This window comes from Streptomyces sp. NPDC048277 (genome assembly GCF_040652235.1).
In the GTDB taxonomy this organism is placed as follows: domain Bacteria; phylum Actinomycetota; class Actinomycetes; order Streptomycetales; family Streptomycetaceae; genus Streptomyces.
The window spans coordinates 1-24,882 of sequence record NZ_JBEZLQ010000007.1 but is presented as its reverse complement, the minus strand read 5'-3'; the positions used below and the strand labels follow the sequence as shown (position 1 = coordinate 24,882).

The following is a 24,882-nucleotide window of genomic DNA, read 5'->3' as shown; positions in this document are numbered from 1 at the left end:
GCCGGGAGAAACCTTGAGCGTTCCGTACGAGACGGCAGCGTACGAACCAGCCGAGTCGCCCGAGTCTCCGGAGGAGCATCTCGCGCGGCTCCTCGGTCGTGCCCTGAACTCCTTCGAGCTGCCGGACGAGGCCATAAGGCAGCTGGACTGCGCGCTGGCGCAGGACAGTTCGCTGCACTCCGCGCACCACAGCGCGGGGCTGCACCGGGAGACGTACCGGCACACCTGGCTGCTCGCCGACGGCTCGGCGGTCACCCTGTGGGAGCTCGTGCACAACACGGCGCCGGGCAGCGAGCCGCAGCACGAGGTGTACGTCGACGAGGAGGAGCTGCGGGCCGCGACCGCGCGGCTGCCATTACCCCCGGACACCCCGGACTTCGAGCTGCCGGTGCTGGTGACGACGGCGCCGGTCCCCGAACCCCGGCACGTGTATGTGCCGGACGACTCGGCGGACCACGCGCGCCGGCTGCTGCGCCGCGCGGAGAACACGGACCGGCCGGGGGCGGACACGGCGGAGGTGCTGACGGCGGCGTTCGCGCACCAGATCACGCAGGCGTTCGGGCGGCCGGCCCGGGCGGGCCGGGCGGGCCCGGGGTTCTCGCTCTACGAGCACGCGTTCCTGCTGCGTGACGGCCGGGAGCTGTCCCTGTGGGAGGTCGAGCACACGGCGACCCCGGACGGCCGGCACATGTGCGAGGTGTATCCGACGGAGGACGCGGCCAGGGACGCGATGGAGCGGCGGGCGGCGCGGCGGGCCTGACCCCCGGGCGGCGCGGGCGGCGCGAGGGTCCTCAGCGGCCGCCGAGACGGCGCACCAGGCCCGCGAAGGCATCCTGTTCGGCCGGGGTCAGCTCCACGGACTCCCGCGCGGGGCCCGCCTGGTGCGGGTGCGGGAAGGCGGGCAGAGCGCGCGCGGCGTGCCAGGCGACGGCCGCGTTGCGGTTGCGGCGCAGCAGGCGCGTCACGACGACCGCCCAGGCGACGGTCGCCAGAGTGAGTGCGACCATGCCGATCAGCTGGAGGGTCGAGGCGTGCTCAGACATACGCCCCAGTACACACCACGGTCCGGGACTTTGGTCCCGGACCGTGACGTATCTCGCAGGTGCCGTGAACAACTCACAGCGAATCAAAGGGACAAGAGGGGCGCCGGCGTCAGGCCGCGACCGGCTGCCTGTCCTCCTTCGCGGTGGCGGCCGCGCCGGACGCGGAGCCGCCCGCCGAGGTCTGCGGGGCCGGCTTGCGCATGCCCTTCAGGATGACGACCAGGGCCGTGCTGACGCAGACGCCGACGGCGATGGCGATCAGGTAGAGGAACGGGTTGCCGATCAGCGGGACCACGAAGATGCCGCCGTGCGGGGCGCGCAGGGTGGCGCCGAAGGCCATCGACAGGGCGCCGGTGATCGCGCCGCCGACCATCGAGGACGGAATGACGCGCAGCGGGTCGGCGGCCGCGAACGGGATCGCGCCCTCGGAGATGAAGGAGGCGCCCAGCACCCAGGCGGCCTTGCCGTTCTCGCGCTCGGTCTCGGTGAAGAGCTTGCCGCGCACGGTGGTGGCCAGGGCCATCGCCAGCGGCGGGACCATGCCGGCCGCCATGACCGCCGCCATGATCTTCATCGCGGAGTCACTGGGGTTGGAGACCGCGATACCGGCGGTGGCGAAGGTGTACGCGACCTTGTTGACCGGGCCGCCGAGGTCGAAGCACATCATCAGGCCGAGCAGGGCGCCGAGCAGGATGGCGTTGGAGCCGGAGAGGCCGTTCAGCCAGTCGGTCATGCCCTTCTGGGCGGAGGCGATGGGCTTGCCGACCACGACGAACATCAGGAATCCGACGATCGCCGAGGAGATCAGCGGGATCACCACCACCGGCATGATGCCGCGCAGCACCGCCGGGATGTTGATCTTCTGGATCGCCATCACCACGCCACCGGCCAGCAGACCGGCGACCAGGCCGCCGAGGAAGCCCGCGTTGATGGTGGACGCGATCATGCCGCCCACGAAGCCGGGGACCAGACCGGGCCGGTCGGCCATGCCGTAGGCGATGTAGCCCGCCAGGACCGGGACCAGGAAGCCGAAGGCCACGGCGCCGATCTGGAACATCAGGGCGGCCCAGCTGTCGGACTGCGTCCACACGAAGTGGTTGAGCACCGACGGCGCCGACTTGATCTCGTAGCCGCCGATCGCGAAGCCGAGGGCGATCAGCAGACCGCCGGCCGCGACGAACGGGACCATGTAGCTCACGCCGGACATCAGCCACTTGCGCAGCTTGGTGCCGTAGCCCTCGCCTGCGTCACCGGCGCGTTCGACCGGCGTGGCCGGCGCGGAGCCGGAGGTGACCTCGCCGCGGGCCGCCCGCTCGCGGACCTCGCCGATCAGCTCGGCGGGGCGGTTGATGCCCGCCTTCACGCCGACGTCGACGGTGGGCTTGCCGGCGAAGCGGTCCTTGTCGCGCACGGGGACGTCATGGGCGAAGATCACGCCGTCCGCCGCCGCGATGACCTCGGGGTCGAGCCGGGTGAAGCCGGCCGAGCCCTGCGTCTCGACGACGAGTTCCACACCCGCCTCGCGGCCCGCGTTCTCCAGCGACTCGGCCGCCATGTAGGTGTGGGCGATACCGGTGGGGCAGGAGGTGACGGCGACGATCCGGAAGGGACGCCCGCCCTCGGCCGAGCCCGCGGCCGTGGTCGAGTTGGCCGCCGCGGTGCCGGCGGAGGCCGCCGCCGGCGCCGCAGCGGTGTTCCGGGAGGCGCCCGCGTCGGCGGCACCCGCGGCACCGGCCGCGCCGGTCGCAGGGCTCGCGTCCTCGGCGCCGACCGCAGCCGGCGTCTCGTCGCCGCGGATCAGCGCAGCCGCCGTCTCCGCGTCGCCCGCCGACCGCAGCGCGTCCGTGAACTCGGTGTTCATCAGCTGCCGGGCCAGTGAGGAGAGGATCGTGAGGTGGGCGTCGTCGGCGCCGGCGGGGGCCGCGATCAGGAAGATGAGGTCGGCGGGGCCGTCCGCCGCACCGAAGTCGATGCCGGCGGCGCTGCGCCCGAAGCCGAGCGTCGGCTCGGTGACATGGGCGCTGCGGCAGTGCGGGATGCCGATGCCGCCGTCGAGGCCGGTCGGCATCTGGGCCTCGCGGGCGGCCACGTCGGCGAGGAAGCCCTCCAGGTCGGTCACCCGGCCCAGGGCGACCATGCGCTCGGCGAGGGCGCGCGCCGCCGCTTCCTTGGTATCGGCGGACAGGTCGAGATCGACCAGGTCCGCGGTGATCATGTCGCTCATCGCGGGCTCCTATGCACGCGTATCGCCCGGGGTGTGGGGTGGGCGGGAGGGGACGGAGGTGCTGTGGGGGCGGGGTGGGAGGCGGGGCCGGGGAAGCCCCGCCCCCCGGGGACGGCGGGACGGCTCAGGGTGCCCCGCCGGCCCGTCGGTGCGGCGAGTAACGAGACGCCTCGCCGCTCCTGGGCCGGTTGTCGGCGGGCGGCGCCGGGGAGGAGCGCGGCCGCGCGGGTGGTCGTATCCACGGTCTGGGCGTTCATGACACCGGCTCCGTCAGTTCGCGGTCGACGGGGACGACGTCGGTGACGGTGACCGCCGCCGGGTCCAGGTCGGCCGGGGTGGGCATCACGCTGCCGGGCAGCTGGACGGCGGCCGCGCCGTGGGCGACGGCGGAGGCGAGGGCCCCCGGGCCGCTGCCGCCGGCGATGAGGAAGCCGGCGAGGGAGGAGTCGCCGGCGCCGACGTTGCTGCGGACGGCGTCCACGCGGGCGCTCGCGAACCAGGCGCCCGTGTCCTCGACGAGGAGCTGGCCGTCGGCGCCCAGGCTGGCGAGCACGGCGCGTGCGCCCATGCCGCGCAGTTCCTCGGCGGCCTTCAGCGCGTCGCCCACCGTCGCCAGGGGGCGGCCCACGGCTTCCGCGAGCTCCTCGGCGTTCGGCTTCACCACGTCCGGGCACTCGCGCAGCGCTTCGAGCAGCGCACGCCCCGAGGTGTCCAGCGCGATGCGCGCGCCACCGGCGTGCGCCCGTGCGACGACATCGGCGTACCAGGAGGGTGCGAGTCCGCGCGGCAGGCTGCCGCAGCACGCGATCCAGTCGGCGTCGCGCGACTGCTCGCGGACCGTGTCGAGAAGGAGCTCCTGCTCCGCCGCGGACAGCTCCGGACCCGGCGCGTTGATCTTGGTGAGCACCCCGTCGGACTCCGCGAGCGCGATGTTGGAGCGGGTGGCACCGGCGACCGGGACCGGCGCGACCTCGATGCCCTGCGCGTCGAGCAGGTCGGCGATGAGCGCGCCCGGCGCACCGCCCAGGGGCAGCACGGCGACCGTGCGCCGGCCGGCGGCGGCGACGGCACGGGAGACGTTCACGCCCTTGCCGCCGGGGTCCATGCGTTCGCCGGTGGCGCGGATGACCTCGCCGCGCTCCAGGGCGGGGACCTCGTAGGTGCGGTCGAGGGAGGGGTTGGGGGTGACGGTGAGGATCATGGCCGTACCGCTCGTGGTGCTCGCGCTGTTCGTGGTGCTCATGCTCGTACTACTTCCGTGCCGCCGCGCTCGATGGCGGCGGCGTCCTCGGGGCTCAGTCCGCTGTCGGTGATCAGCAGGTCCACGTCGCCCATGTCGCCGAAGCGGGCGAAGTGCTCCTGGCCGTGCTTGGCCGAGTCCGCGAGCAGGACCACCCGGCGGGCCGCGGCGACGGCCGCCCGCTTGACCGCGGCCTCGGCGAGGTCGGGGGTGGTGAGGCCCTGCTCGGCGGAGAAGCCGTTGGCGGCGACGAACAGGACGTCCGCGCGGATCTCGCCGTAGGCGCGGAGCGCCCAGGCGTCCACGGCGGCGCGCGTACGGTGCCGTACGCGCCCTCCGACCAGGTGGAGCTGGATGCCCGGGTGGTCGGCGAGACGGGCCGCGATGGGCAGGCTGTGGGTGACGACGGTGAGCTCCGCCTCCAGCGGGATCGCCGCGGCGAGGCGGGCGACCGTCGAACCGGCGTCGAGGATCAGGGTGCCCTCGGTCGGCAGTTCCGGGACGGCGGCCTTGGCGATGCGGTCCTTCTCGTCGGCCGAGGTGGACTCGCGTTCGGCGAGGTCCGGCTCGAAGTCGAGGCGTCCGGCCGGGATGGCACCGCCGTGCACCCGGCGGACGAGGCCGGCACGGTCGAGGGCCTTCAGGTCGCGGCGGATCGTCTCCTGCGTGACCTGGAACTCCTCGGCGAGCGACACGACGTCCACCCGGCCGCCGTCACGGGCGAGCCGGAGGATCTCCTGCTGCCGCTCCGGTGCGTACATGCCCCTGCGCCTCCGCTTCACGATACGTCCGACTGATGTCCGGCCGATGTCCGACTGCGCCCGACTCATGCCCGAACTTGTGGTTTCGCTGGGAGGCTACGCCCGGATTTCCAGAAAGTAAACAGGTTCGGACCTCAACCGGGCATGATCGGACTTCCCGGCACATAGGGAGGCGCACACGAAAGGGCCCGGCACCTTCCGGTACCGGGCTCTTCGCCGCTGGTCAGGCGGTCAGTGGACGAGTTCGCGTGCCGCCCCGGACGCCGGGAGCGGCTCGTCCTCACCGCCGCCTTCCAGGTGCTGCGCCGGGCGCTTCGGCAGGGCGGACATCAGCAGGAACATCACGGCCATGACGACGGCGACCCAGAGCAGCGCGTGCCGGAAGGCGTGCGCGAAGGCCGGGCCGACCTGGGCGGGGGTGAGCCGGTCGCCGATGACGCCGAAGAAGACGACCGAGACCAGGCCGAGGCCAAGCGCGTTGCCCATCTGCTGCACGGTGTTGATCAGGCCGGACGCGGACCCGGCGTGCTCGCGCGGCACCTCCGAGAGCACCGCGTCCGTCAGCGGGGCGACGATCAGGCCCATGCCCGCACCCATCACGACCAGCGGCAGGGCCATCTGCCAGGAGGCGATGGCGAGGCCGTAGCGATCGGACTCCCAGATGTAGAGCAGGACGCCGAGGCCCATCACCAGGGCGCCGGCCTGGAGCACCTTGCGGCCGAAGCGCGGGACCAGTTTCTGCACGGACATGCCGGCCGCGACGGAGACGGCGATGGAGAACGGCACCCCGGTGAGGCCGGCGTGCAGCGGGGTCCAGCCGAGGCCGATCTGCATGTAGAGCGTCCAGACCAGGAAGAACACGCCGAGCCCGACACCGAAGACGGTCTGGACGGCGATGCCGGCGGCGAAGCTCTTCACCTTGAAGAGGGAGGGTTCGATGAGGGGGGAGCCGTCGCGGGCGGCCTTGCGGCGTTCGTATGCGACGAGTACGGCGAAGACCACGAGCGCGCCGGCCATCGACAGGTACCCCCACAGCGGCCAGCCCAGCTCGCGGCCGCGGGTCAGCGGGTAGAGCAGCATCAGCAGGCCGAGGGTCACCAGGGCGACGCCGACCAGGTCCAGTTTCAGCGCGCGCGGGGCCTTGGATTCGCTGATGTAACGGCGGCCGAGGAGGAGGGCCGCGATCCCCACCGGGAGGTTGATCAGGAAGATCGGGCGCCATTCGAGGCCGAAGAGGTTCCACTCGGTGAGGAGGGCGCCGAGCAGCGGGCCGGAGACCGCGCCCAGGCCGACGATCGCGCCGAACAGGCCGAAGACCTTGCCGCGCTCGTGCGCCGGGAAGGTGGCGTGCACGATCGAGAGGACCTGCGGGACCATCATCGCGGCCATGCCACCCTGCAGGATGCGGGAGGCGACCAGCATCTCCGGGTTCGCGGCGAAGCCGCACAGGGCGGAGGCGAGGGTGAAGCCGGCGACGCCGATCAGGAACAGCCGCTTGCGGCCGTGAATGTCGCCCAGGCGGCCACCGGTGATGAGCCCGGCGGCGAAGGCGAGGGCGTAGCCGGCGGTTATCCACTGGATCTGACTGAAGGAGGCGCCGGCGTCCCGCTGGATGGAGGGGATCGCGATGTTGACGATCGTGACGTCGACGAGGTCCATGAAGGCGGCGGTCATGACGATCGCGAGAGCCAGCCAGCGGGTTCGGTCGGGTGGGGACTCGGAGAGCGTTGTGGGGGTGGATGTGGTGTGCCGGGTGTCGGTCGCCTGTGGCTGGTCGCGCCCCGCGGCGGAGCCGCTGATCGATTCCGCCCCGCGCCCCTTTGGGGCGCTCATCTTGCTGGAGGTCATGACGCCACTCTAGGAACCCATTAGGACAGATCCCGTCCTAGTCGTGCGGCATGCTCGTGTGTATGACGACAGACACTCCGGCTCGACTTCTTCAGCTGCTGTCTCTTCTCCAGACGCCCCGTGAGTGGCCCGGTGGTGAGCTTGCCGATCGGCTCGGGGTGTCGCGGCGTACGGTGCGGCGCGATGTCGACCGGTTGCGGGAGCTGGGGTATCCCGTGGAGGCCAGCAAGGGGGCCGACGGGGGGTACCGGCTGGTCGCCGGGAAGGCGATGCCGCCGCTGCTCCTCGACGACGAGGAGGCCGTCGCCATCGCGGTCGGGCTGCGGGCGGGAGCGGGACATGCCCTGGAGGGCGTGGACGAGGCGTCCGTGCGGGCGCTGGCGAAGCTGGAGCAGGTGCTGCCGGCCCGGCTGCGGCACCGGGTGACCACGCTGCAGGCCGCGACCACACCGCTGACCAGTGGGGACGGGGCGAGTATCGCGCCCGAGACGCTGACCGTGATGGCGTCGGCGGTCGCGGGGCGGGAGCGGTTGCGGTTCGCCTACCGGGCGGCGGACGGGAGCGGGACACGGCGGCAGGCCGAGCCGTACCGGCTGGTGTCGACCGGGCGGCGGTGGTACCTCGTGGCGTACGACCTCGACCGCGAGGACTGGCGGACGTTCCGGGTGGACCGGGTGAGCGAGCCGTTCGCCACCGGGGCGCGGTTCGCTCCGCGGGAGCTGCCGACGGGGAGCGCGGCGGAATATCTGCGGCGGTCGATTCAACGGCAGCAGGAGACATACGAGTTCGAGGTCGCCTTCGCCGGGACGGTCGAGGAGGTGGGGGCCCGGCTGCCGGAGTGGCTGGGGACGCCGGTGGCGGAGGGGGACGGTGGCCGGTGTGTCGTCCGGGGGGCCACCGGGGATCCGATGGAGTGGCTGGCGGTGCGGTTGGTGATGGTGCGCTGCGAGTTCGTGGTGCGTGAGCCCGCGGAACTGGTGGAGTGCGTGCGGGAGTTGGGGGGCCGGTTGAGCCGGGCCGGCGCCCGGACCGCTGGGCCGGGCGGAGACGCCGTGCCGCTGTGACAGAATCTGCCCTCCGGTGGTTCACCCCGTGGTTCAGGTACGGGGTGAACCACCGGAGCGCGGAGTGTGGAGCCGGGCTTCGGCACCCGGGGGGGGTTGGGCGCCGAAGCCCGGCTCTGGGAAAGTCCCGGCGCCGGGGGGATGGTGCGTCGGGACGTGGCTCACTGAGGGATCGTCAAGAGGATCACGGATCACGGAAACCGGCCGTCACGGCCGAGGCCCTCAACTCCCCGGCCCTGCATGGTTGTTCCCTACACGCGCAGCACTGAAGCGGCGGTACCGCGCCATGTTTGCGCCGTCTTCCGCCACCCCGCGCACGCGGTCGGCGTGGACAGAGCCTCGCGCGCCCTCCGACGCGCGAGCCCCATCCGTGCGAAGCCCCCTCGCGATCCCCTCACAACCCCCTTATGCCGCCGGCTCGAACCCGGTGGAGCGGGCGAGCTTCTTCAGCTCCAGCAGCGCGTGCTTCTCGATCTGGCGGATGCGCTCACGGGTCAGCCCGTGCTCCTTGCCGACCTCGGTCAGCGTGCGCTCGCGGCCGTCCTCGATGCCGTACCGCATCTTGATGATGGAGGCCGTGCGCTGGTCCAGGCGGCCGATCAGGTCGTCCAGTTCCTCGCTGCGCAGCAGGGTGAGGACGGACTGCTCGGGGCTGACCGCCGAGGTGTCCTCCAGGAGGTCGCCGAACTGGGTGTCGCCGTCGTCGTCCACCGACATGTTCAGCGAGACCGGGTCGCGGGCCCAGTCGAGGACGTCGACGACGCGCTCCGGCGTGGAGCCGAGCTCGGTCGCGATCTCGGCGGGCTCCGGCTCGCGGCCGTGCTCGCGGTTGAACTCGCGCTGCACGCGCCGGATCCGGCCGAGCTCCTCCACCAGGTGGACGGGGAGCCGGATGGTCCGGGACTGGTCGGCGATGGAACGGGTGATCGCCTGCCGGATCCACCAGGTGGCGTACGTGGAGAACTTGAAGCCCTTGCGGTAGTCGAACTTCTCGACGGCACGCACCAGACCGGCGTTGCCCTCCTGGATCAGGTCGAGGAGGGGCAGACCGCTGCGCGGGTAGCGCCGCGCGACGGCCACGACCAGGCGGAGGTTGGAGCGGATGAAGACGTCCTTCGCCCGCTCGCCGGCGGCGACGAGCGCCTCCAGCTCCTCGCGGCTGGCGTCCGACGCGGACTCCTCCTCGCCGTCGAGGACCTGCCGCGCGAACACACCCGCCTCTATGGTCTGGGACAGCTCGACTTCCTTGGCGGCGTCGAGCAGCGGTGTGCGCGCGATCTCGTCGAGGTACATACCGACCAGATCGCGGTCGGCGATCTCGCCGCCATGGCTGCGAACGGCTCGGGCGCGAACACTGCTTGCCGAGTCGACCGCCTCGCCAGTGGCGGTCCTACGACGGGCGACGGCACGGGTTGCCATGCGTGCTCCCTTGCGATGGTGGGCGGGCGGGTGGTCCTGTCAGTGCTTCAGCTGCCGGGTTCTCTGCTCGACGCCCTACGGAACTCCACTCGTGGAACTCCCCGGGACTCTCACCGAGCTCCCTGCATCCGATGGAAACAACGACTGGAATCCGGACAGAATTCCCATGCCGCCCCCCGAATTTTCTGATCATGCAGTACCCTGTGCGACCACGCGAGGAGGCCGGGTGTCGACGGAACGTACAGAGGTGCAGGTCAGGCCGGGAGTCGAGGCGGACCTCGAAGCCCTCACGGAGCTCTACAACCACTACGTTCGTGAGACGCCCATCACATTCGACACGGTGGTCTTCACGCCGGAAGAGCGTCGTCCTTGGCTGCTCTCCCACCCGGAAGACGGCCCGTACCGCCTGAAGGTTGCCGTATCGGCGGACTCACAGCAGATTCTCGGGTACGCCACATCCAGCCCCTACCGATCGAAACCGGCCTACGAGACCTCGGTCGAGACGACGGTGTACGTCGCCGCGGGCGCCGGCCGGCGCGGTGTCGGCACGCTCCTGTACAAGGCGCTCTTCGAGGCGCTCGCGGGCGAGGACCTGCACCGCGCCTACGCGGGCATCGCGCAGCCGAACGAGGCGTCCGCCCGGCTGCACGAGCGCTTCGGGTTCCGGCACGTCGGCACGTACCACGAGGTGGGCCGCAAGTTCGGCCGCTACTGGGACGTGGCCTGGTACGAGCGCCCGCTCTAGCGAAGCGAAAGGCTCAGCCGAACTGCACCGACCGCTTCGCCATCCCCATCCAGAACCCGTCGATCACCGACCGCTGCGCGTCCAGCTCGCCGCCGGCCTCCGCCGCGCCCATGGTGACGAAGAGCGGGGCGAAGTGCTCGGTGCGCGGGTGGGCGTAGCGGCCGGCCGGGGCCTTGTCGAGGAAGTCGAGCAGGGCGTCCCAGTCGCGGTTCTCCAGCGCCCGGTGGCCCCAGTCGTCGAACTCGGAGGACCAGGTCGGCACACCGTTGCCCGCGTACCGCAGGGCGGCCAGGTTGTGGGTGAAGAAGCCGGAGCCGACGATCAGCACGCCCTCGTCGCGCAGCGGGGCCAGCTTGCGGCCTGTCTCCATCAGGCGGACCGGATCGAGGGTGGGCATGGAGATCTGCAGCACGGGGATGTCGGCGGCCGGGAACATCTCCACGAGGGGCACATAGGCGCCGTGGTCGAGACCGCGGTCCGGGATGTCCTGCACGGGGATGCCGGGGGCGCGCAGCAGCTTGCGCACGGACTCGGCGAGCTCGGGGGCGCCGGGGGCCGCGTACCGGACCTTGTAGTAGTGCTCGGGGAAGCCCCAGAAGTCGTAGACGAGGGGGACGGGCTGTACGGCACCGAGCGCGAGGGGGGCCTCCTCCCAGTGGGCGGAGACCATCAGGATCGCCTTGGGGCGGGGCAGTCCGGCGCTCCAGGCGGCGAGTTCGCCGGGCCAGACCGGGTCGTCGGCGAGCGGCGGCGCGCCATGACTCAGGTAGAGGGCGGGCATGCGCTCCTTGGTGGCGGCGGACATGGCGGCGACTCCCTCCGGGCCTCTGCTCGACCCGTTGTTTTAAATCTCAAGCTTTCCTGTCAATACCTTACGCCTTACTTGTTTAACCTTCAAGGAGAGGCCTCGTACAGTGGGATACATGAATACGGCATCCGAATCCGCTCCCACGCAGAACCGCTGGCTCACCGAGGACGAACAGCACGTCTGGCGCTCGTATCTGCACGCCACGACCCTGCTGGAGGATCATCTGGACCGTCAGCTCCAGCGGGACGCGGGCATGCCGCACATCTACTACGGACTGCTCGTCAAGCTCGCCGAGGAGCCGGAGCGGCGGCTGCGGATGACCGAGCTGGCCATGAACGCGAAGATCACCCGGTCCCGGCTCTCGCACGCCATCGCCCGCCTGGAGAAGAACGGCTGGGTGCGCCGGGAGGACTGCCCCTCCGACAAGCGGGGCCAGTTCGCCGTGCTGACCGACGAGGGCGCCGAGGTGCTGCGGCGCACCGCGCCGGGCCATGTGGCCGCCGTACGGCAGGCGCTGTTCGAACGGCTGACCCCGGAACAGCAGCAGGCCCTCGGCGAGATCATGCAGATCGTCGCCGAGGGCCTGCAGCCGAGCGATGCGGGCGCGGACCTGCCCTGGCTCCGCTGAGGAGCCGGGGACAGGCCCGCGTGCGGGTACCCCTGTGGTCGGTCGCTCAGAGGCTCAGTGGGCGACCACCGGGACCGCCACCTCGTCCTCCACGCCGTCCCCGGAGGACACGGCGGTGGCTTCCGGCTTGCCGGCGTTGACGAGGGCCACCACGACGACCGCGGCCAGCACCAGCATGCCGACGGCGACCCAGATCGCGCTGGCGTAACCGTGCACCGCGCCCTCCATCTGGACCAGCTGCTGCCGGGACTTGGAGGTCGCGGTCGCGATGTGGTCCTTGATGTACGACGTCGTGGCGGACGCGGCGATCGTGTTCAGCAGGGCCGTACCGATGGCGCCGCCCACCTGCTGCGAGGTGTTGACCATCGCGGAGGCGACACCGGCGTCCCGGGGCTCGACGCCGTACGTGGCCAGGGACATGGCCGGCATGAACGCCGTACCCATGCCGAGACCGAGCAGCACCATCGCCGGCAGGATCGTCGAGGCGTACGAGGAGCCGATCTCGATCTGGGTCATGACCAGCATGCCGGCCGCGGCGACCAGGAAGCCGGGGCCCATCAGCGCCCGGGCCGGGACCCGGGTCATCAGCCGGGTGCCGATCTGGGTGGAGCCGATCATCATGCCCGCGATCATGGGCAGGAAGGCGAAGCCGGTCTTGATCGGCGAGAAGCCCTTGATGACCTGGAGGTAGTAGGTCAGGAAGAGGAAGGTGCCGAACATCGCGATGATCGCGATGCCGAGGGAGAGGTAGATACCGCCGCGGTTGCGGTCGAGGACCACGCGCAGCGGCAGCAGCGGGGCCTTGACCCGCATCTCGGTGACGACGAAGGCGATCAGCAGGACCGCGGAGGCGACGAACAGGCCGACGGTGGTGGCGTCGCCCCAGCCGTCGGACTCGGCGCGGGTGAAGCCGTAGACCAGCGAGACCAGGCCGAGGGTGGACAGCAGCACGCCGGGGATGTCGAGCGCGTTGCGGTTGCGGCCGCCCTCCGGCTCACGGATGACGAAGTACGCGCCGAGCGCGGCGACGACGGCGAACGGGATGTTCACGAAGAACGTCCAGCGCCAGTCCAGGTACTCGGTGAGCACACCGCCGAGGATGAAGCCGACGGCGCCGCCGCCACCGGCGATCGCGCCGTAGATGCCGAACGCCTTGGCACGCTCCTTGGCGTCCGTGAACATCACGGCGAGCAGGGAGAGCGCGGCCGGGGCGAGCATGGCGCCGAAGACGCCCTGGAGGGCGCGGGCGCCGAACATCATCGCGCCGCTGGTCGCCGCACCGCCGAGGGCGGAGGCGGCGGCGAAGCCGGTCAGGCCTATGACGAAGGCGCGCTTGCGGCCCCACAGGTCGGCGATCCGGCCGCCGAAGAGCAGGAGACCGCCGAAGGCGAGGGCGTAGGCCGTGACGACCCACTGCCGGTTGCCGTCGGAGATGCCCAGGTCGGTCTGGGCGGAGGGCAGCGCGATGTTCACGATGGTGGCGTCGAGGACGACCATCAGCTGGGCGAGCGCGATGAAGACCAGCGCTTTCCAGCGGTTGGCGTCACCGGACGGTGCCGGTGCGCCGGGAGCCTTGACGGCTGTTTCAGACATGGGGGTACCCACTTCGTGACTTCGTGACGGAAAGTCGGGAGTTCGTGACGGAAAAAGTGATGGGTGAGGTGCGGAAACGGGTCGGTGCCGTAGAGGCGATGACGTGCGGTGTCAGCGCCGTACGGGTGATGTCGTACGTGAGAGGTAGGACCGGTCGGCGGTCCCGAACTGATCGGCGGTTCGAGGCTGGTTCAGGCCTGGCGCAGGTCCTCCATGGTCACGGCCGTGCCCTGCAGGGCGGAGCGGGCCGGGGCCCGCAGTCCGTCCAGGAACAGCTGCAGATAACGGTGGACGAAGCGGTCGCTGATCAGGCAGCCGGTGCCGGCCGGGGGCCGGCTGAGCTGGGCCACGGCGATCATCACATCGCCGACGCCCACGTCCGGACGGAGCTGTCCGGCCACCTTGGCGCGGTCCATGAGCTGCTCGATGAGCTGCTCGCACCGCTTGCGCGCCGCTTCCAGGTCGGGGTGGTTCTTGTCGAAGGCGTTGGAGGCCATCGGGCACAGCGCGCTGACCCGCTCGTCGGCGGAGGCGTGCACGAAGCGCTCCAGCGCCTCGAAGGCGTCCCCGGTCTCCGCGAGCGCCAGCTCGGCCGCTTCCGACGTCCGGTCCATGACGGAGCAGACGACCTCGCGGACGAGTGCGTCGCGGTCGGGGAAGTTGCGGTACACCGTGGCATTGCCGACGCCGGCCCGGCGGGCGATCTCGTCGAGCGGCACGTCGGGGCCGTACTCGGTGAACATCTCGCGGGCGGCGCCGACGATCCGCTCCCGGTTGCGCAGGGCGTCGGCGCGGGGCCGGGGTGCCTTGCGCACGGTGGGGGTGGCGGTCGCGGTCTGCACGGCGCACTCCTGGTCTGTCGGACGGTCTGACGGTCTGGGCTTCCACGATCCGGGGATCTGCTCCCCGTTTCGCTCGTACACGGGTCTAAACGGGGAAGGGCTCCCCGGTTATTTCCGCCCCCTCCCGGGTTTTCATGTGACCTGAGTCACATCTTCTTTCAAGAGGGTTGTCCCACGATCGGCCGCTCCAGCGCGCGCCCGCCGCCCCGCCGACACAGGGTGATCAAAAGGGTGCAGCCGGACACCGGCGGCTGCCGTGGAGCGAAAGGTCCATGCATGCAGCCGCAGCCCAGCCGCCGACCGCCCGCGAGCCGCCGCAGCCCCCGCAGGACCCTGGGCCGCCGTACGCCACCGGCCCGTATACGTGGCGACCGCCGGCGGATACGCCCCCGCCGTGCGGTCTGCCTCGCCGCCGTGGCCGCGCTGGTCCTCGCGGTCGGCACCTCGGCGGGCACCGGGCGGCTCACGGCGGCCCCCGCGCCGGCCGGCGCGGGCCCGATCGCGCTGGCCCGCTCCTCCGTCTACGGCCCCTGTCTGATCAGCGGCGGCCACGAGATCCAGATGACCGAGGGCGTCCCCACCCCGGGCGGGTACTCCCGCTCCACCGGCACCGTGCACGCCCTGACCCTGATGGTCGACTTCCCCGACGCGCCCGGCCAGGGCAGCGCCCTCGACCGCTACCACGAGTTCTTCCCGCAGACCCAGGAATGGTTCCGCACCGCCTCCTACGGCAAGCTCGACTACCAGCCCGCCGCCCCGATCGACCACTGGCTGCGGATGCCCAAGCCGTTCCAGGAGTACGGCATAGAGCGCGGCGCCCCCTTCGACCCCGGCTACCGGCAGCTGGTCCAGGACATCGTGGCCGCCGCCGACCCGGACCTGGACTTCCGCTCGTACGACCTGCTGAACGTGCTGGTCACCCCGAACGCCGGCCCCTCCGCCCTGGACACCGTGCTGTCCGTGACCTTCGCGGGCAACGGCGACGCCCCGGTCGCCGACGGCGTCCCGGTCGCCAACGCCTCCTTCGTCTACTCCCGCCAGGACGACGGCTCCGGCTCCTACGCCCGCACCGGCTACCGGGTCCTCCCCCACGAGAACGGCCATGTCTTCGGCCTGCCCGACCTCTACACCCAGGAGGGCGGGGGCGCGGTCGGGCACTGGGACATCATGAGCGAGGACTGGGGGGCCGACAACGACCTCCTCGCCTGGCACAAGTGGAAGCTGGGCTGGCTGGACGCGGACCAGGTCAGCTGCGCGGCGGGCCACGGCACCGCCGAGTACACGCTGACCCCGCTGTCCCGCGCGGGCGGCCGCAAACTGGTCTTCGTCCCCGTCGACGGCCGCACCGGCTACGCCCTGGAGGTGCGGACCAAGGGCGGCAACGACGAGGAGGTCTGCCGTCCCGGCGTCCTCATCTACAAGGTCGACGCGAACGTCGACACCGGCCGGGGACCGATCAAGGTGTACGACGCCCACCGCAACAGCGGCGGCTGCACCCGCAGCCCCAACGTCCAGGCGGAGCTCTCCGACGCCCCGTTCGGCCCGGGCGAGAGCTTCAAGGACCCGAAGCACGGGATCGACGTACAGGTGGTGTCGGTGGACGCGGAGGGGGACTACCGGGTGCGGGTGACGCGGGGGTAGCGGGTGGCGCGGGTTGCCGGACCCGGCGCTGACCAGGTCGGCCACGGTTTACGGTAAGCGTGCCCCGATCGCCCTACCGGAGAGCCGATGACCGCCCCCCTGTCCCCCTCCTCCTCCGCCACCGCCGCCGCCCTGGGCGAGCCGCCCGCCGAGGCGGTCGCGCCGCTGGTGCGGGGGGTGGCGGTGCTGACGGCGCTGACCGAGGCGGGCGGGACGCTGAGCGCGAGCGCGCTGGAACGGCGTACGGGCCTGGCCCGTTCCACCGTCGACCGGATCACCGCGACCCTCGCCCGGATGGGATACGTCCGTATGGACGGCCGGGACGCGGTGCTCGCCCCCCGGGTGATGGAGCTGGGCAACGCCTATCTGGCCGCCCTGCGCCTGCCCACGCTGCTGGACGGGCAGGCGGACGCCCTCGCCGACGAGCTGGACGAGTCGGTCTCCCTCGCGGTCGCCGACCGGGACGGCATCCGGTTCATCCACCAGGCGACCCGCCGCCGCGCGATGTCCGTCAGCTTCCGCATCGGCGACCTGCTGCCGGCCGAACGCACCGCCCCCGGCCCGCTGTTCGCCGCCGAGTGGACGGAGGCGGAGTGGGCGGCCTGGCGGGCGCGGCGCGCGGCGGACCCGACGGACGCGGGCTTCCCTGCCGTACCGCCGAGGGGTTCCGACGGCCACGACGACTTCGCGGCGCGGGCGGACCGGGCCCGGCGGGACGGCTGGGCCCTGGACGACCAGCTGATCGAACCGGGCCTGGTCGCGGTGTCCGTCCCGGTACGCGACCCGTCCACCGGGCGGCTGGCGTGCGTGGCGAACGTCGTGAGCCACACCAGCCGCCACACGGCGGCCGACCTGCGCGACACGCTCCTCCCCCGGCTGCGTACGGCCGTGGCGGCGATGGAGCGGGAACTGCGCGAGGCGCGCCCCCCGCACCCCGCCCCGCACCCCTCGGACCTGGCCGGCTGGACCACGGCCTCCAAGCACGAACTGGGCCGTGACTTCGTGGAGTCGCTGGCCCGGGGGCTGACCGTCCTCACGGCCTTCGGCGAGGGCCGCCCGGCGCTGACCCTGACGGACGTGGCGAAGGCGACGGGCCTGGCGAGGGCGACGGCCCGCCGGGCCCTGATCACCTACGAGCACCTGGGCCTGGTGACGGCACACGGCCGCGACTTCACGCTCACCCCCCGGGTCCTGTCCCTGGGCTACCCGCCGCTGTCCCGCACCACCCTCGCCCGCCTGGCGGCACCCCACCTCCGCGCCCTCGCGGACCGGGTGCACGAGCCGACGGCGCTGGCGGTGCTCGTGCCGGGGACCGACCCGGCGGAGATCCAGTACCTGGCGGTGGCCGCGGCGAGCCGGGTCCTGACGGTGGACATCACCGTGGGCACCCGGCTGCCGGCCCGCCGCACCGCCCTGGGCCGGGTGCTGCTGGCACTCGGCACGGACCGGGGGTACACCCTGGCCGACGAGGAACTGGAGTCCGGCCTGCGCTCGATCGCGGTGCCGGTGCGCGACCGCACGGGCCGCCCGGTCGCCGCGCTGAACGTGGCCGCCCACGCGGCCCGCCGCAGCCTGACGGAGCTGGTGACGGACGTCCTCCCCGAACTGCGCACCACCGCCGACCACGTCCAGAACGACCTGCGGCTCGCGTCCCGGTTCACCGCCGTTCCCGTGTCCTGACGGGTGGCGGCCCTCGCTCATGCCCTCTCCCCCGGTGGCCGCTGCCGGCGCCCCGTTGCGCGAGAACCAACGTTCTCCTAGAGTCGGAGAGACGGTGAGAACGACCGTTCTCACTGACGGCCGACCGAGGAACCGACATGACCGACGAGCAACCACGCCCTCCGCTCCCGCCGTTCACCCGGGAGACCGCCGTCGAGAAGGTCCGCCTGGCGGAGGACGGCTGGAACACCCGTGACCCGCGGAAGGTCGCCCTGGCGTACACCGTGGACTCGCGCTGGAGGAACCGCGCGGAGTTCGCCACCGGCCGCGACGAGATCGTCGCGTTCCTGACCCGCAAGTGGGACCGGGAGCTCGACTACCGGCTCATCAAGGAGCTGTGGGCCTTCGACGGCAACCGCATCGCCGTGCGCTTCGCCTACGAGTGGCACGACGACTCGCGCAACTGGTTCCGCTCCTACGGCAACGAGAACTGGGAGTTCGACGACAACGGCCTGATGCGACGGCGCCACGCCTCCATCAACGACCTCCCCATCAAGGAGTCGGAGCGCAAGTACCACTGGCCGCTCGGCCGCCGCCCCGACGACCACCCCGGCCTGAGCGACCTGGGGCTCTGACCGTGGAACGCGAAATGGCCGGCCCGGCGACCGGACGGACGGCCGAGCAAGCGGCCGAGGAGCGGATTCTCGACGCCGCCGAGGAGCTGTTCTACGGCCAGGGCATCCAGTCGGTCGGGATGGACGCGATCCGCGCCGCCTCCGGGGTCCCCCTCAAGCGCCTGTACCAGATCTTCCCCTCCAAGAACTCCCTGGTAGAGGCCTATCTGCGGCGGCGGGACGCGCGCTGGAACCGTGATCTGGCCCAGTACGTGGAGACCCAGGGCACACCCGAGCAGCGGATCCTGGCGGTCTTCGACTGGCTGTTCCGCTGGTTCGAGGAGCCCGGCTTCCGCGGCTGCGGTTTCGTCAACTCCTTCGGGGAGCTGGGCGCGACCTCCCCGGCCGTGGCCGGCATCGCGAAGGCCCACAAGAACACGTTCCGGAGCTATCTGGCCGATCTCGTGGCCGCGGCGGACGCGCCCGCCCGGCTGGCCGACCAGCTCGCCCTCCTCGCCGAGGGCGCGATGACCACGGCGGCGGTCTCCGGGTCCGCGGAGCCCGCCCGCCACGCCAAGGACGCGGCACGCGCATTGCTGCGGACCGCCCGCGCGGACGCCGTACCCACCACCTGAGCCGCGATTGAACTGCCGCCGTCTCACTTCTAAGACAGTTGACTTATCCGGTGATCCATGTTGACATCGGCAGCGGCGCACGACCCAGGAGAAATGAGGAACGCCGTGGACGGAACGTACGGGAGCAAGCGGCCGGACCGGCAGCTCGCCGTGGTGATCGGCGCGGGGGGTATGGGTGCGGCCGTGGCCCGGCGGCTGAGTCATGGTCACCGGGTGCTCGTCGCGGACATCGACGCGAAGCGGGCGGAGTCCCTCGCCGGGCAACTGACCGAGGAGGGCGGTGATGTCGAGTCGGTGGCGTGTGATGTGACACGGCCCGATTCGGTGGATGCTCTCGCCGGCGTGGTGCGGGAGAGGGGCGGCTTCCGGGTCCTCGCGCATGTGGCCGGGCTGTCCCCCGTCGCCGAGGACTTCGGCCTGATCCTCCGGGTCAATCTCACCGGCCCCGCGCTCGTGGCGCGGGCGCTGCTGCCGCTCGCGGGCCCGGGTGCCGCGGCGGTTCTGGTCTCCTCGCTGGCGGGCCACGGTTTCACTCCGGCGCCGGGGGTCGAGGCGCTGCTGCGGGAACCGCACGACCCCCGCATGGCGGAGCGGGTCGCGGCGGAGACGCCCGAGGAGAACCGTTCGGGCGCTCTGGCCTACCAGATCTCCAAGTGCGGGCTGTTGTCCCTCGTGCGGCGCGAGGCCCGCGCGTGGGGTGAGCGAGGGGCTCGTATCGTCTCGCTCTCCCCGGGGCTGATCGCCACGCCCATGGGTGCCGTCGAGTTCGAGCACAGCCCGACCAAGCGGGGTCTTCTCACGCGGACCCCGCTCGCCCGCCAGGGCACGATGCTGGAGATCGCGGACGCGGTGGAGTTCCTGGCCTCGGAGCGGGCGTCGTTCATCTCGGGCACGGACCTCCTGGTCGACGGAGGACTCGCCGCAACGCTGGCCGAGGCCTGAGGTACTCAGGCCGTGGGGGCCTCGGGCGGGGCCGGGTCCAGGACTTCTCGGCCGGCGGCTCCCGCCATCTAAGTCACGAGGCTTAAGTGTAAGGCGCCCGCCTCTGTGTCGGCAGTAGGACGCGGAATGTCGCGCCCTGTCCCGGGCTGGTCGTCAGTTCCACGCGGCCGTGGTGGGCGGTGACCAGGGACCGGACTATGGACAGACCGAGTCCGGCGCCGGCGCCGGAGGAGCGGGAGCGGGAGCCGTCGGCGCGGTAGAAGCGTTCGAAGGCCCGCTCGGCCTGTTCCTCGGTCATTCCGGGCCCCCGGTCGGCGACTTCCAGGACGGCGTGGCCGTCGGCCGTGCCGACGCCGATACGGATGGGGCTGCCCTCGGGGGTGTGGGTGACGGCGTTGCCGACCAGGTTGGAGACGACCTGCCGCAGGGCGGCCTCGTCGGCCAGGGCCGCGGCCGAGGCCGGGGGGGCCGCCGCCGGGGCCGGTGAGGTCGACCGGGCGGGTGGGGTCCAGGGCCCGTACGTCGTGCAGGGCGTCGACGGCGAGGGTGCGCAGGTCGGTCGGGGCGAGCCGCAGCACGGTGCCGGTGGGGTGGCCGGCCTGCGACTCGTCGAGCCGGGCGAGTCTCAGCAGGTCCTCGACCAGGCGGGCCAGCCGCTCCGCCTCCCCGGCGATACGGGTCATCGTGCGGTCGATGTCCCCGGGCCCCGAGAGGGCGCCCATCCGGTACAGGTCGGTGGAGCCCTTGATGCCCACCAGCGGGGTGCGCAGTTCGTGGCTGGCGTCGGCGACGAAGCGCCGCATCCTCGCCTCGGAACGGGAACGGGCGGCGAAGGCGGTCTCGATCTGGCCGAGCATGTCGTTGATGACACCGGCCAGCCGGCCGACCTCGGTGCGGGGGCCGGCCAGCTCGGGGACGCGGTGGGACAGATCCCCGGCGGCGATCGCGGTCGCGGTCTCCTCGATCCGGGTCAGGGGCCGGAAGCCCGAGCGCACGGCGAACCAGCCGACCACGGCGAGCGCTGCCAGCAGGGCGGCGGCGACGCCGAGCGAGATGGTCCACAGCCGGTCGGCGGTCGCGTCCGCCCTGCCCATGGAGGTGGCCACGACCACCGACACGGCCCGCCTGTCGGTGGTCCGGGCGAGCGGGGAGGACCGGTCGGCGAGCGGGCGGACCGTCACCCGCCAGCGCGGTCCGTCGTGCCGGCCGGTCACGGTGAAGGGGCGGCTGCCGTGCGCGGCGACCGCGGTCCGGTCGAGGGCGGTCAGTTCGGGACCGGTGCCGGCGCTCGACCCCAGGTCCAGCTCGCCGACGGTACGGCCCTCGGCGTCCAGGTAGACGACGACGGGCATGTCGAAGAGGTTCAGGGCGGACAGGCGGGTGGCGGCGGCCCGCGGGAGGGGGCGCAGCGAGGTCGTCGAGTCCGGGGCGAGTACCGGCGGGATGTGGGCGAACAGGGTTGCCGCGGGCCGCAGTTGGCCGTCCGCGCGGCCCTGCAGATAGCCGCGCAGCAGATGGTTGACGAAGACCGTCGAGGCCAGCAGGCCCACCGTCAGCAGGCCGACGGTCAGGAGCAGCAGCCGGCTGCGCAGGGAGAGCCGGTGGGCGCCCCCGCGCAGCCGGGACGGGACCGGTCTCACGGCGTGGGCCCGCGCAGCACGTACCCCTGGCCGTAGACGGTGTGCAGGAGCCGGGGCGCGTCGCCGCCCGGGTCGAGCTTGCGGCGCAGGTAGCTGACGTAGGTGTCGACGATGCCGGTCTCGCCGGCGAAGTCGTAGTGCCAGACGTTGTCGAGGATCTGCGCCTTGGAGACCACCCGGCCGGTGTTGAGCATCAGGAAGTGCAGCAGCCGGAACTCGGTCGGCGACAGCCGCACCGGCTGCCCGGCCCGTGTGACCTGGCGGCCGTCGGGATCCAGCGCCAGGTCCCCGACGGCCATCAGGGGGCTGGCCGGACCCGCGGTGCGGCGCAGGATGGCCTGGATACGGGCGATGAGCACCTGGAGGTCGAAGGGTTTGGTGACGTAGTCGTCGCCGCCCAGGCGCAGGCCGTTGAGGATGTCCTCGGTGGTGTCCATGGCGGTCAGGAACAGCACCGGCATCCGGCGGCGGCCGGTCTCGCCGGTGGCGTTGTCCGGTATCTCGCGCAGCCGGCGGATCACCGAGAAGCCGTTCGTGTCGGGCAGCATGACGTCGAGCACGACGAGGTCCGGGGGGGTTCTCGTAGGCGGCGGCGAGGGCCTGTTCGCCGGTGGCAGCGGTCGTCACGGTGAACCCCGCGTGGCGCAGGGCCGTGGGCAGCAGTTCGAGGACGATGGGTTCGTCGTCGACCACCAGGAGCGATCCGGCCGCACGGGACGGTTCCCGGGTGACCGTGGTGGGATCGGGCTGCTTCATTCCGGCCTCCTCCGGGCCTGCGTTCGGGTCATGAGAGGGGTGGTCATCCGGTGCGCTGCGCGCGGCGCACCCGGTACGCGTCCTGGACCAGGCCCCCGGCGAACCCCGCCGCACCGGCTGCGAACAGGCCGAGCAGGACGGAGGTGAGCACGCTGTCCGCCCCGCCCCCGGCCGTCAGGTTCATCAGCGGGCTGTCCATGACCGACATGGTGGCGGTCATGGCGGGTCCGCCGACCAGGTCGGCCACCAGGAACAGGACCGCCCACACCAGGCCGGTCTGTACGGCGGTCAGCGCGGCGCGCGTCGCCCGGGTCTGCTGCGGCCGGCCGTCGCGCCCCAGGGGCAGGGGCGTACGGGCGGCGGTCAGGATCCCGCAGGCGAACAGCACCGCCATGACGGCCAGCAGCAGCCCGAGGCGTACGACGGGGCTGTCCATGGCGTCCGCGAGGCTCATGGTGCGGTGCGGCGGGGTGAAGCCGCCGCCGCCCGAACTGCCGGTGAGGCCGCTGAGCAGGCCGCCGCCCGACAGTCCGCCGAGCAGGCTGCCGAGCGGGCTGCTCGTGTCCAGCACGCCCTGGAAGGACATCGTCCACGAGGCGCCGATGCCGGTCGACAGGACGGCGAACACCGCGTTCGGCGCCGCGAGGAGGATGGCCCCGGCCGCCCTGCCGCCGTTGTCGCCCGCCAGGAAACAGGCGGCGAGGGCACCGACCGCGGTGAGGGTGAGCGTCACCGTCAGCACGACGGTGCCGGTCGCGGAGAGCGCCGGGCCCACGATCGTACGCAGCCTGCCCGTGGCGAAGGGGATCGGGAAGCGGGGCCGCCGGGTCGCCACCATGCCCAGCAGCAGGACGACGAGCAGCCAGGCCAGCCCGGCGAACACGGTCATCGCCACGCCCGCCTTGAAGTCCACGGTGGACAGACTCGACGACCCGCCGGACCCACCGAGCAGACCGCCGAGGCGGCCGCCCAGGCCCCCGCCCGAGCCGGGCTTCAGCTTCGCCGTCATGGACTTGGGCAGTTCCAGGCTGCCCTTGGCGAGGGGCGAGAAGACCATAAGGAGCACCAGCCAGGTCACCAGCGCGGTGACCACTCTGGCGAACACCGTCTCGGCCGTGACCTTGCGGCCGCGCAGCCCACGGAAGAACACCGGCAGCAGGGCGACGGCACCGGCCAGGGTCACCCCCAGCGGCATGCCGCGCAGTCCGCCGTCCATGCCCATCGACAGCAGGCCGCCGCCGGAGCCGCCCGAGAAGTCCGCCGAGCCGCCGACGGCCAGGCAGACCAGCGTCACGGCGGCGGGCAGGACCGAGGTGGCCGAGGACGCGCCCGCGAGGGTCAGGCCCAGCAGGGCCACCGCGAGCATCGCGGCGAACGCGGCGACGGCCGCACCGGACCCGGCGATCAGGTTCTGCAGACCTGTGACGGCCGGACCGGGGGCCGCCGGGGTACGGGAGCCCCGTGACGGACGGGTGGGACGCGGTGGCAGGGTGTCTGGTCGGGCGGTGCCCGACGTCGGCGCGGTGTGATGGCTCATGGGCGGGGAGCCTGGCCGTCACTTCCGAGGTTCCTCTGAGGGGTTCTGAGAGAAACCTGCGAGACCGGCGGGTTCCGGTGCCGGTCATGCCGGCCTGACCAGTCCGGTGTCGTAGGCGAAGATCACGGCCTGGACGCGGTCGCGGGCGCCGATCTTGGCGAGGATGCGGCTGACGTGGGTCTTGACGGTGGATTCGGCGAGGCTGAGGCGTTCGCCGATCTCGGCGTTGCTCCAGCCGGTGGCGATGCCGGTGAGCACCTCGCGCTCGCGCTCGGTGAGCGCGGAGAGCGTCTTCTCCTGTTCGGGGCTGCGGCCGGGGAGACGGTCGGAGAACGCGTCGATGAGCTTGCGGGTCAGGCCGGGCGCGATGACCGCGTCTCCGGCGGCCACCGCGCGGATGCCGGCGACGAGTTCGTCGGGCAGCGCGTCCTTGAGGAGGAACCCGCTGGCACCGGCGCGCAGGGCGGCGTACGCGTGCTCGTCGAGGTCGAAGGTGGTCAGGACCAGGACGTGGGAGCGGCCGCCGGACTGGACGATGCGGCGGGTGGCCTCGATGCCGTCCATGCCGGGCATGCGGATGTCCATGAGGACGACGTCGGGGCGGAGTTCGGCGGCCTTGCGGACCGCTTCGGCGCCGTGGCCGGCCTCGCCGACCACGCTGAGGTCGGGCTGCTGTTCCAGGAGCATGCTGAAGCCGAGGCGCTGCAGGGCCTGGTCGTCGACGATGAGAACGGTGGTCATGCCGGTGGGTTCTCCGTGTGAGCGGGGGGATGGGTCGGGGGTGGCAGGAGCCGGGCGCGGACGGTCCAGCCGCCCCGGGAGTTGGGACCGGAGCTGACCTGTCCGCCGTACAGGGCGGCTCGTTCGCGCATGCCGACCAGGCCGTGACCGCCGCCCTCCCGGTCGGCGCCGGGCGGCGGGGCGAGGGCCGGTCCGCTGTCCTCGACGCCGATGCGTACGGCGGGTACGGCGCCCGGCTCGACGGCGACGAGGACGCTGACGGCGGTGTCGGCGGCCGCGTACTTGAGGGTGTTGGTCAGGGCTTCCTGGACGATGCGGTAGACGGCGAGCTGGACGCCCTGGCCGAGGCCGCCCAGGTCGCCCTCGGTGTGCAGGGTGACGGTGGGACCGGCCGCCCGGACCCGCTCCAGCAGGGCGTCGAGGTCGGCCAGGCCGGGCTGCGGGGCGAGCGGGTCCTGCGTCGTCTGCTCGCGGTCGTCCGCGCGGACGACCGCGAGCAGAC

Annotated in this window: 23 protein-coding genes and 1 pseudogene; 9 read left to right on the top strand and 15 right to left on the bottom strand. The window is 72.4% G+C overall.

The genetic code is table 11. The features are described 5' to 3' along the window. Positions 1-13: 13 nt before the first annotated feature. Entirely contained in the window at positions 14-760 is a 747-nt protein-coding gene (locus tag AB0D85_RS17285) for a DUF6227 family protein (RefSeq protein ID WP_362320459.1), read from the top strand. Between the two features lie 31 nt (positions 761-791). Here the strand turns inward: AB0D85_RS17285 and AB0D85_RS17280 are convergent, their stop codons facing one another. The 5 genes from AB0D85_RS17280 to AB0D85_RS17260 all read right to left on the bottom strand — a co-directional run bounded on the left by AB0D85_RS17280 (position 792) and on the right by AB0D85_RS17260 (position 6,942). Further along, positions 792-1,043 carry a hypothetical protein gene (locus AB0D85_RS17280; RefSeq protein WP_362320456.1) on the bottom strand — a complete coding sequence of 84 codons (252 nt, stop codon included), beginning with the start codon at positions 1,041-1,043 and terminating at the stop codon, positions 792-794. A gap of 109 nt (positions 1,044-1,152) precedes the next feature. Continuing rightward, a complete protein-coding gene (locus AB0D85_RS17275; RefSeq protein ID WP_362320453.1) occupies positions 1,153-3,267 on the bottom strand; it encodes a fructose-specific PTS transporter subunit EIIC in 2,115 nt (704 codons plus the stop codon). 253 nt (positions 3,268-3,520) lie between these two features. Continuing rightward, positions 3,521-4,468 carry a 1-phosphofructokinase gene (pfkB, locus tag AB0D85_RS17270; RefSeq protein ID WP_362321337.1) on the bottom strand — a complete coding sequence of 316 codons (948 nt, stop codon included), beginning with the start codon at positions 4,466-4,468 and terminating at the stop codon, positions 3,521-3,523. Between the two features lie 38 nt (positions 4,469-4,506). Then, positions 4,507-5,268 (bottom strand): DeoR/GlpR family DNA-binding transcription regulator, encoded by a 762-nt coding sequence (locus tag AB0D85_RS17265; RefSeq protein ID WP_362320450.1) that lies wholly within the window; start codon positions 5,266-5,268, stop codon positions 4,507-4,509. Positions 5,269-5,499: 231 nt separating this feature from the next. Then, positions 5,500-6,942 (bottom strand): MFS transporter, encoded by a 1,443-nt coding sequence (locus AB0D85_RS17260; protein WP_362321335.1) that lies wholly within the window; start codon positions 6,940-6,942, stop codon positions 5,500-5,502. 236 nt (positions 6,943-7,178) lie between these two features. On the opposite strand from AB0D85_RS17260, the gene AB0D85_RS17255 reads away from it, so the two are divergent. Beyond that, on the top strand, positions 7,179-8,180 hold the full coding sequence (locus AB0D85_RS17255) for a WYL domain-containing protein (protein ID WP_362320447.1): 1,002 nt from the start codon (positions 7,179-7,181) through the stop codon (positions 8,178-8,180). Between the two features lie 405 nt (positions 8,181-8,585). On the opposite strand, the gene AB0D85_RS17250 is transcribed toward AB0D85_RS17255, so the two are convergent. Continuing rightward, positions 8,586-9,599: a sigma-70 family RNA polymerase sigma factor gene (locus AB0D85_RS17250; protein ID WP_362320444.1), complete on the bottom strand. Its 1,014-nt coding sequence runs from the start codon at positions 9,597-9,599 to the stop codon at positions 8,586-8,588. Between the two features lie 226 nt (positions 9,600-9,825). Between AB0D85_RS17250 and AB0D85_RS17245 the strand changes: the two genes are divergently transcribed. Further along, a complete protein-coding gene (locus tag AB0D85_RS17245; protein ID WP_362320441.1) occupies positions 9,826-10,344 on the top strand; it encodes an N-acetyltransferase family protein in 519 nt (172 codons plus the stop codon). Between the two features lie 13 nt (positions 10,345-10,357). Here AB0D85_RS17245 and AB0D85_RS17240 read toward each other — a convergent pair whose 3' ends face one another. Then, positions 10,358-11,149, bottom strand: coding sequence for a class III extradiol ring-cleavage dioxygenase (locus tag AB0D85_RS17240; RefSeq protein ID WP_362320438.1), 792 nt, complete (start codon positions 11,147-11,149; stop codon positions 10,358-10,360). Between the two features lie 118 nt (positions 11,150-11,267). Here AB0D85_RS17240 and AB0D85_RS17235 point away from each other — a divergent pair, with 118 nt between their 5' ends. Continuing rightward, positions 11,268-11,780, top strand: a complete 513-nt coding sequence (locus AB0D85_RS17235) for a MarR family transcriptional regulator (protein ID WP_362320435.1) — start codon at positions 11,268-11,270, stop codon at positions 11,778-11,780. Positions 11,781-11,834: 54 nt separating this feature from the next. Here AB0D85_RS17235 and AB0D85_RS17230 read toward each other — a convergent pair whose 3' ends face one another. Both AB0D85_RS17230 and AB0D85_RS17225 read right to left on the bottom strand, forming a co-directional pair. Next, positions 11,835-13,373, bottom strand: a complete 1,539-nt coding sequence (locus AB0D85_RS17230) for an MFS transporter (RefSeq protein WP_362320432.1) — start codon at positions 13,371-13,373, stop codon at positions 11,835-11,837. 191 nt (positions 13,374-13,564) lie between these two features. Continuing rightward, the gene (locus tag AB0D85_RS17225; RefSeq protein ID WP_362320430.1) at positions 13,565-14,215 is read right to left on the bottom strand and encodes a TetR/AcrR family transcriptional regulator; all 651 of its coding nucleotides are present in this window, start codon (positions 14,213-14,215) and stop codon (positions 13,565-13,567) included. Between the two features lie 276 nt (positions 14,216-14,491). Between AB0D85_RS17225 and AB0D85_RS17220 the strand changes: the two genes are divergently transcribed. The 5 genes from AB0D85_RS17220 to AB0D85_RS17200 all read left to right on the top strand — a co-directional run bounded on the left by AB0D85_RS17220 (position 14,492) and on the right by AB0D85_RS17200 (position 19,706). Beyond that, positions 14,492-15,856, top strand: coding sequence for a M6 family metalloprotease domain-containing protein (locus AB0D85_RS17220; RefSeq protein WP_362320427.1), 1,365 nt, complete (start codon positions 14,492-14,494; stop codon positions 15,854-15,856). Between the two features lie 87 nt (positions 15,857-15,943). Beyond that, positions 15,944-17,536: an IclR family transcriptional regulator C-terminal domain-containing protein gene (locus AB0D85_RS17215; protein ID WP_362320424.1), complete on the top strand. Its 1,593-nt coding sequence runs from the start codon at positions 15,944-15,946 to the stop codon at positions 17,534-17,536. 137 nt (positions 17,537-17,673) lie between these two features. Then, entirely contained in the window at positions 17,674-18,150 is a 477-nt protein-coding gene (locus tag AB0D85_RS17210; RefSeq protein WP_362320420.1) for a nuclear transport factor 2 family protein, read from the top strand. A 14-nt stretch (positions 18,151-18,164) separates the two neighbouring features. After that, the gene (locus tag AB0D85_RS17205; RefSeq protein ID WP_362320418.1) at positions 18,165-18,764 is read left to right on the top strand and encodes a TetR/AcrR family transcriptional regulator; all 600 of its coding nucleotides are present in this window, start codon (positions 18,165-18,167) and stop codon (positions 18,762-18,764) included. A 105-nt stretch (positions 18,765-18,869) separates the two neighbouring features. Further along, positions 18,870-19,706, top strand: a complete 837-nt coding sequence (locus AB0D85_RS17200) for an SDR family oxidoreductase (protein WP_362320415.1) — start codon at positions 18,870-18,872, stop codon at positions 19,704-19,706. Positions 19,707-19,788: 82 nt separating this feature from the next. Here the strand turns inward: AB0D85_RS17200 and AB0D85_RS17195 are convergent, their stop codons facing one another. The 6 genes and pseudogenes from AB0D85_RS17195 to AB0D85_RS17170 all read right to left on the bottom strand — a co-directional run. Then, positions 19,789-20,112 (bottom strand): sensor histidine kinase, encoded by a 324-nt coding sequence (locus AB0D85_RS17195; RefSeq protein WP_362321332.1) that lies wholly within the window; start codon positions 20,110-20,112, stop codon positions 19,789-19,791. A gap of 259 nt (positions 20,113-20,371) precedes the next feature. Continuing rightward, positions 20,372-20,800, bottom strand: a pseudogene (locus AB0D85_RS17190) (HAMP domain-containing protein); the annotation flags it as partial. Positions 20,801-21,342: 542 nt separating this feature from the next. Continuing rightward, positions 21,343-21,906, bottom strand: coding sequence for a response regulator transcription factor (locus AB0D85_RS17185; protein ID WP_362320412.1), 564 nt, complete (start codon positions 21,904-21,906; stop codon positions 21,343-21,345). A 239-nt stretch (positions 21,907-22,145) separates the two neighbouring features. Next, entirely contained in the window at positions 22,146-23,639 is a 1,494-nt protein-coding gene (locus AB0D85_RS17180) for a streptophobe family protein (protein WP_362320409.1), read from the bottom strand. An 84-nt stretch (positions 23,640-23,723) separates the two neighbouring features. Continuing rightward, a complete protein-coding gene (locus AB0D85_RS17175) occupies positions 23,724-24,380 on the bottom strand; it encodes a response regulator transcription factor (RefSeq protein WP_362320406.1) in 657 nt (218 codons plus the stop codon). Continuing rightward, positions 24,377-24,882 (bottom strand): ATP-binding protein (locus AB0D85_RS17170; protein WP_362320403.1); only part of this gene is annotated, 506 nt, incomplete at its 5' end. The genes AB0D85_RS17170 and AB0D85_RS17175, both read right to left, overlap by 4 nt.

Excerpts from the sequence above, each read along its gene's own strand:
- AB0D85_RS17280 (WP_362320456.1), bottom strand. The coding sequence starts at position 1,043 with ATGTCTGAGCACGCCTCGACCCTCCAGCTGATCGGCATGGTCGCACTC.
- AB0D85_RS17275 (WP_362320453.1), bottom strand. The coding sequence starts at position 3,267 with ATGAGCGACATGATCACCGCGGACCTGGTCGATCTCGACCTGTCCGCC.
- pfkB (WP_362321337.1), bottom strand. The coding sequence starts at position 4,468 with ATGATCCTCACCGTCACCCCCAACCCCTCCCTCGACCGCACCTACGAG.
- AB0D85_RS17265 (WP_362320450.1), bottom strand. The coding sequence starts at position 5,268 with ATGTACGCACCGGAGCGGCAGCAGGAGATCCTCCGGCTCGCCCGTGAC.
- AB0D85_RS17260 (WP_362321335.1), bottom strand. The coding sequence starts at position 6,942 with ATGACCGCCGCCTTCATGGACCTCGTCGACGTCACGATCGTCAACATC.
- AB0D85_RS17255 (WP_362320447.1), top strand. The coding sequence starts at position 7,179 with ATGACGACAGACACTCCGGCTCGACTTCTTCAGCTGCTGTCTCTTCTC.
- AB0D85_RS17250 (WP_362320444.1), bottom strand. The coding sequence starts at position 9,599 with ATGGCAACCCGTGCCGTCGCCCGTCGTAGGACCGCCACTGGCGAGGCG.
- AB0D85_RS17240 (WP_362320438.1), bottom strand. The coding sequence starts at position 11,149 with ATGTCCGCCGCCACCAAGGAGCGCATGCCCGCCCTCTACCTGAGTCAT.
- AB0D85_RS17235 (WP_362320435.1), top strand. The coding sequence starts at position 11,268 with ATGAATACGGCATCCGAATCCGCTCCCACGCAGAACCGCTGGCTCACC.
- AB0D85_RS17230 (WP_362320432.1), bottom strand. The coding sequence starts at position 13,373 with ATGTCTGAAACAGCCGTCAAGGCTCCCGGCGCACCGGCACCGTCCGGT.
- AB0D85_RS17220 (WP_362320427.1), top strand. The coding sequence starts at position 14,492 with ATGCAGCCGCAGCCCAGCCGCCGACCGCCCGCGAGCCGCCGCAGCCCC.
- AB0D85_RS17215 (WP_362320424.1), top strand. The coding sequence starts at position 15,944 with ATGACCGCCCCCCTGTCCCCCTCCTCCTCCGCCACCGCCGCCGCCCTG.
- AB0D85_RS17210 (WP_362320420.1), top strand. The coding sequence starts at position 17,674 with ATGACCGACGAGCAACCACGCCCTCCGCTCCCGCCGTTCACCCGGGAG.
- AB0D85_RS17205 (WP_362320418.1), top strand. The coding sequence starts at position 18,165 with ATGGCCGGCCCGGCGACCGGACGGACGGCCGAGCAAGCGGCCGAGGAG.
- AB0D85_RS17180 (WP_362320409.1), bottom strand. The coding sequence starts at position 23,639 with ATGAGCCATCACACCGCGCCGACGTCGGGCACCGCCCGACCAGACACC.
- AB0D85_RS17175 (WP_362320406.1), bottom strand. The coding sequence starts at position 24,380 with ATGACCACCGTTCTCATCGTCGACGACCAGGCCCTGCAGCGCCTCGGC.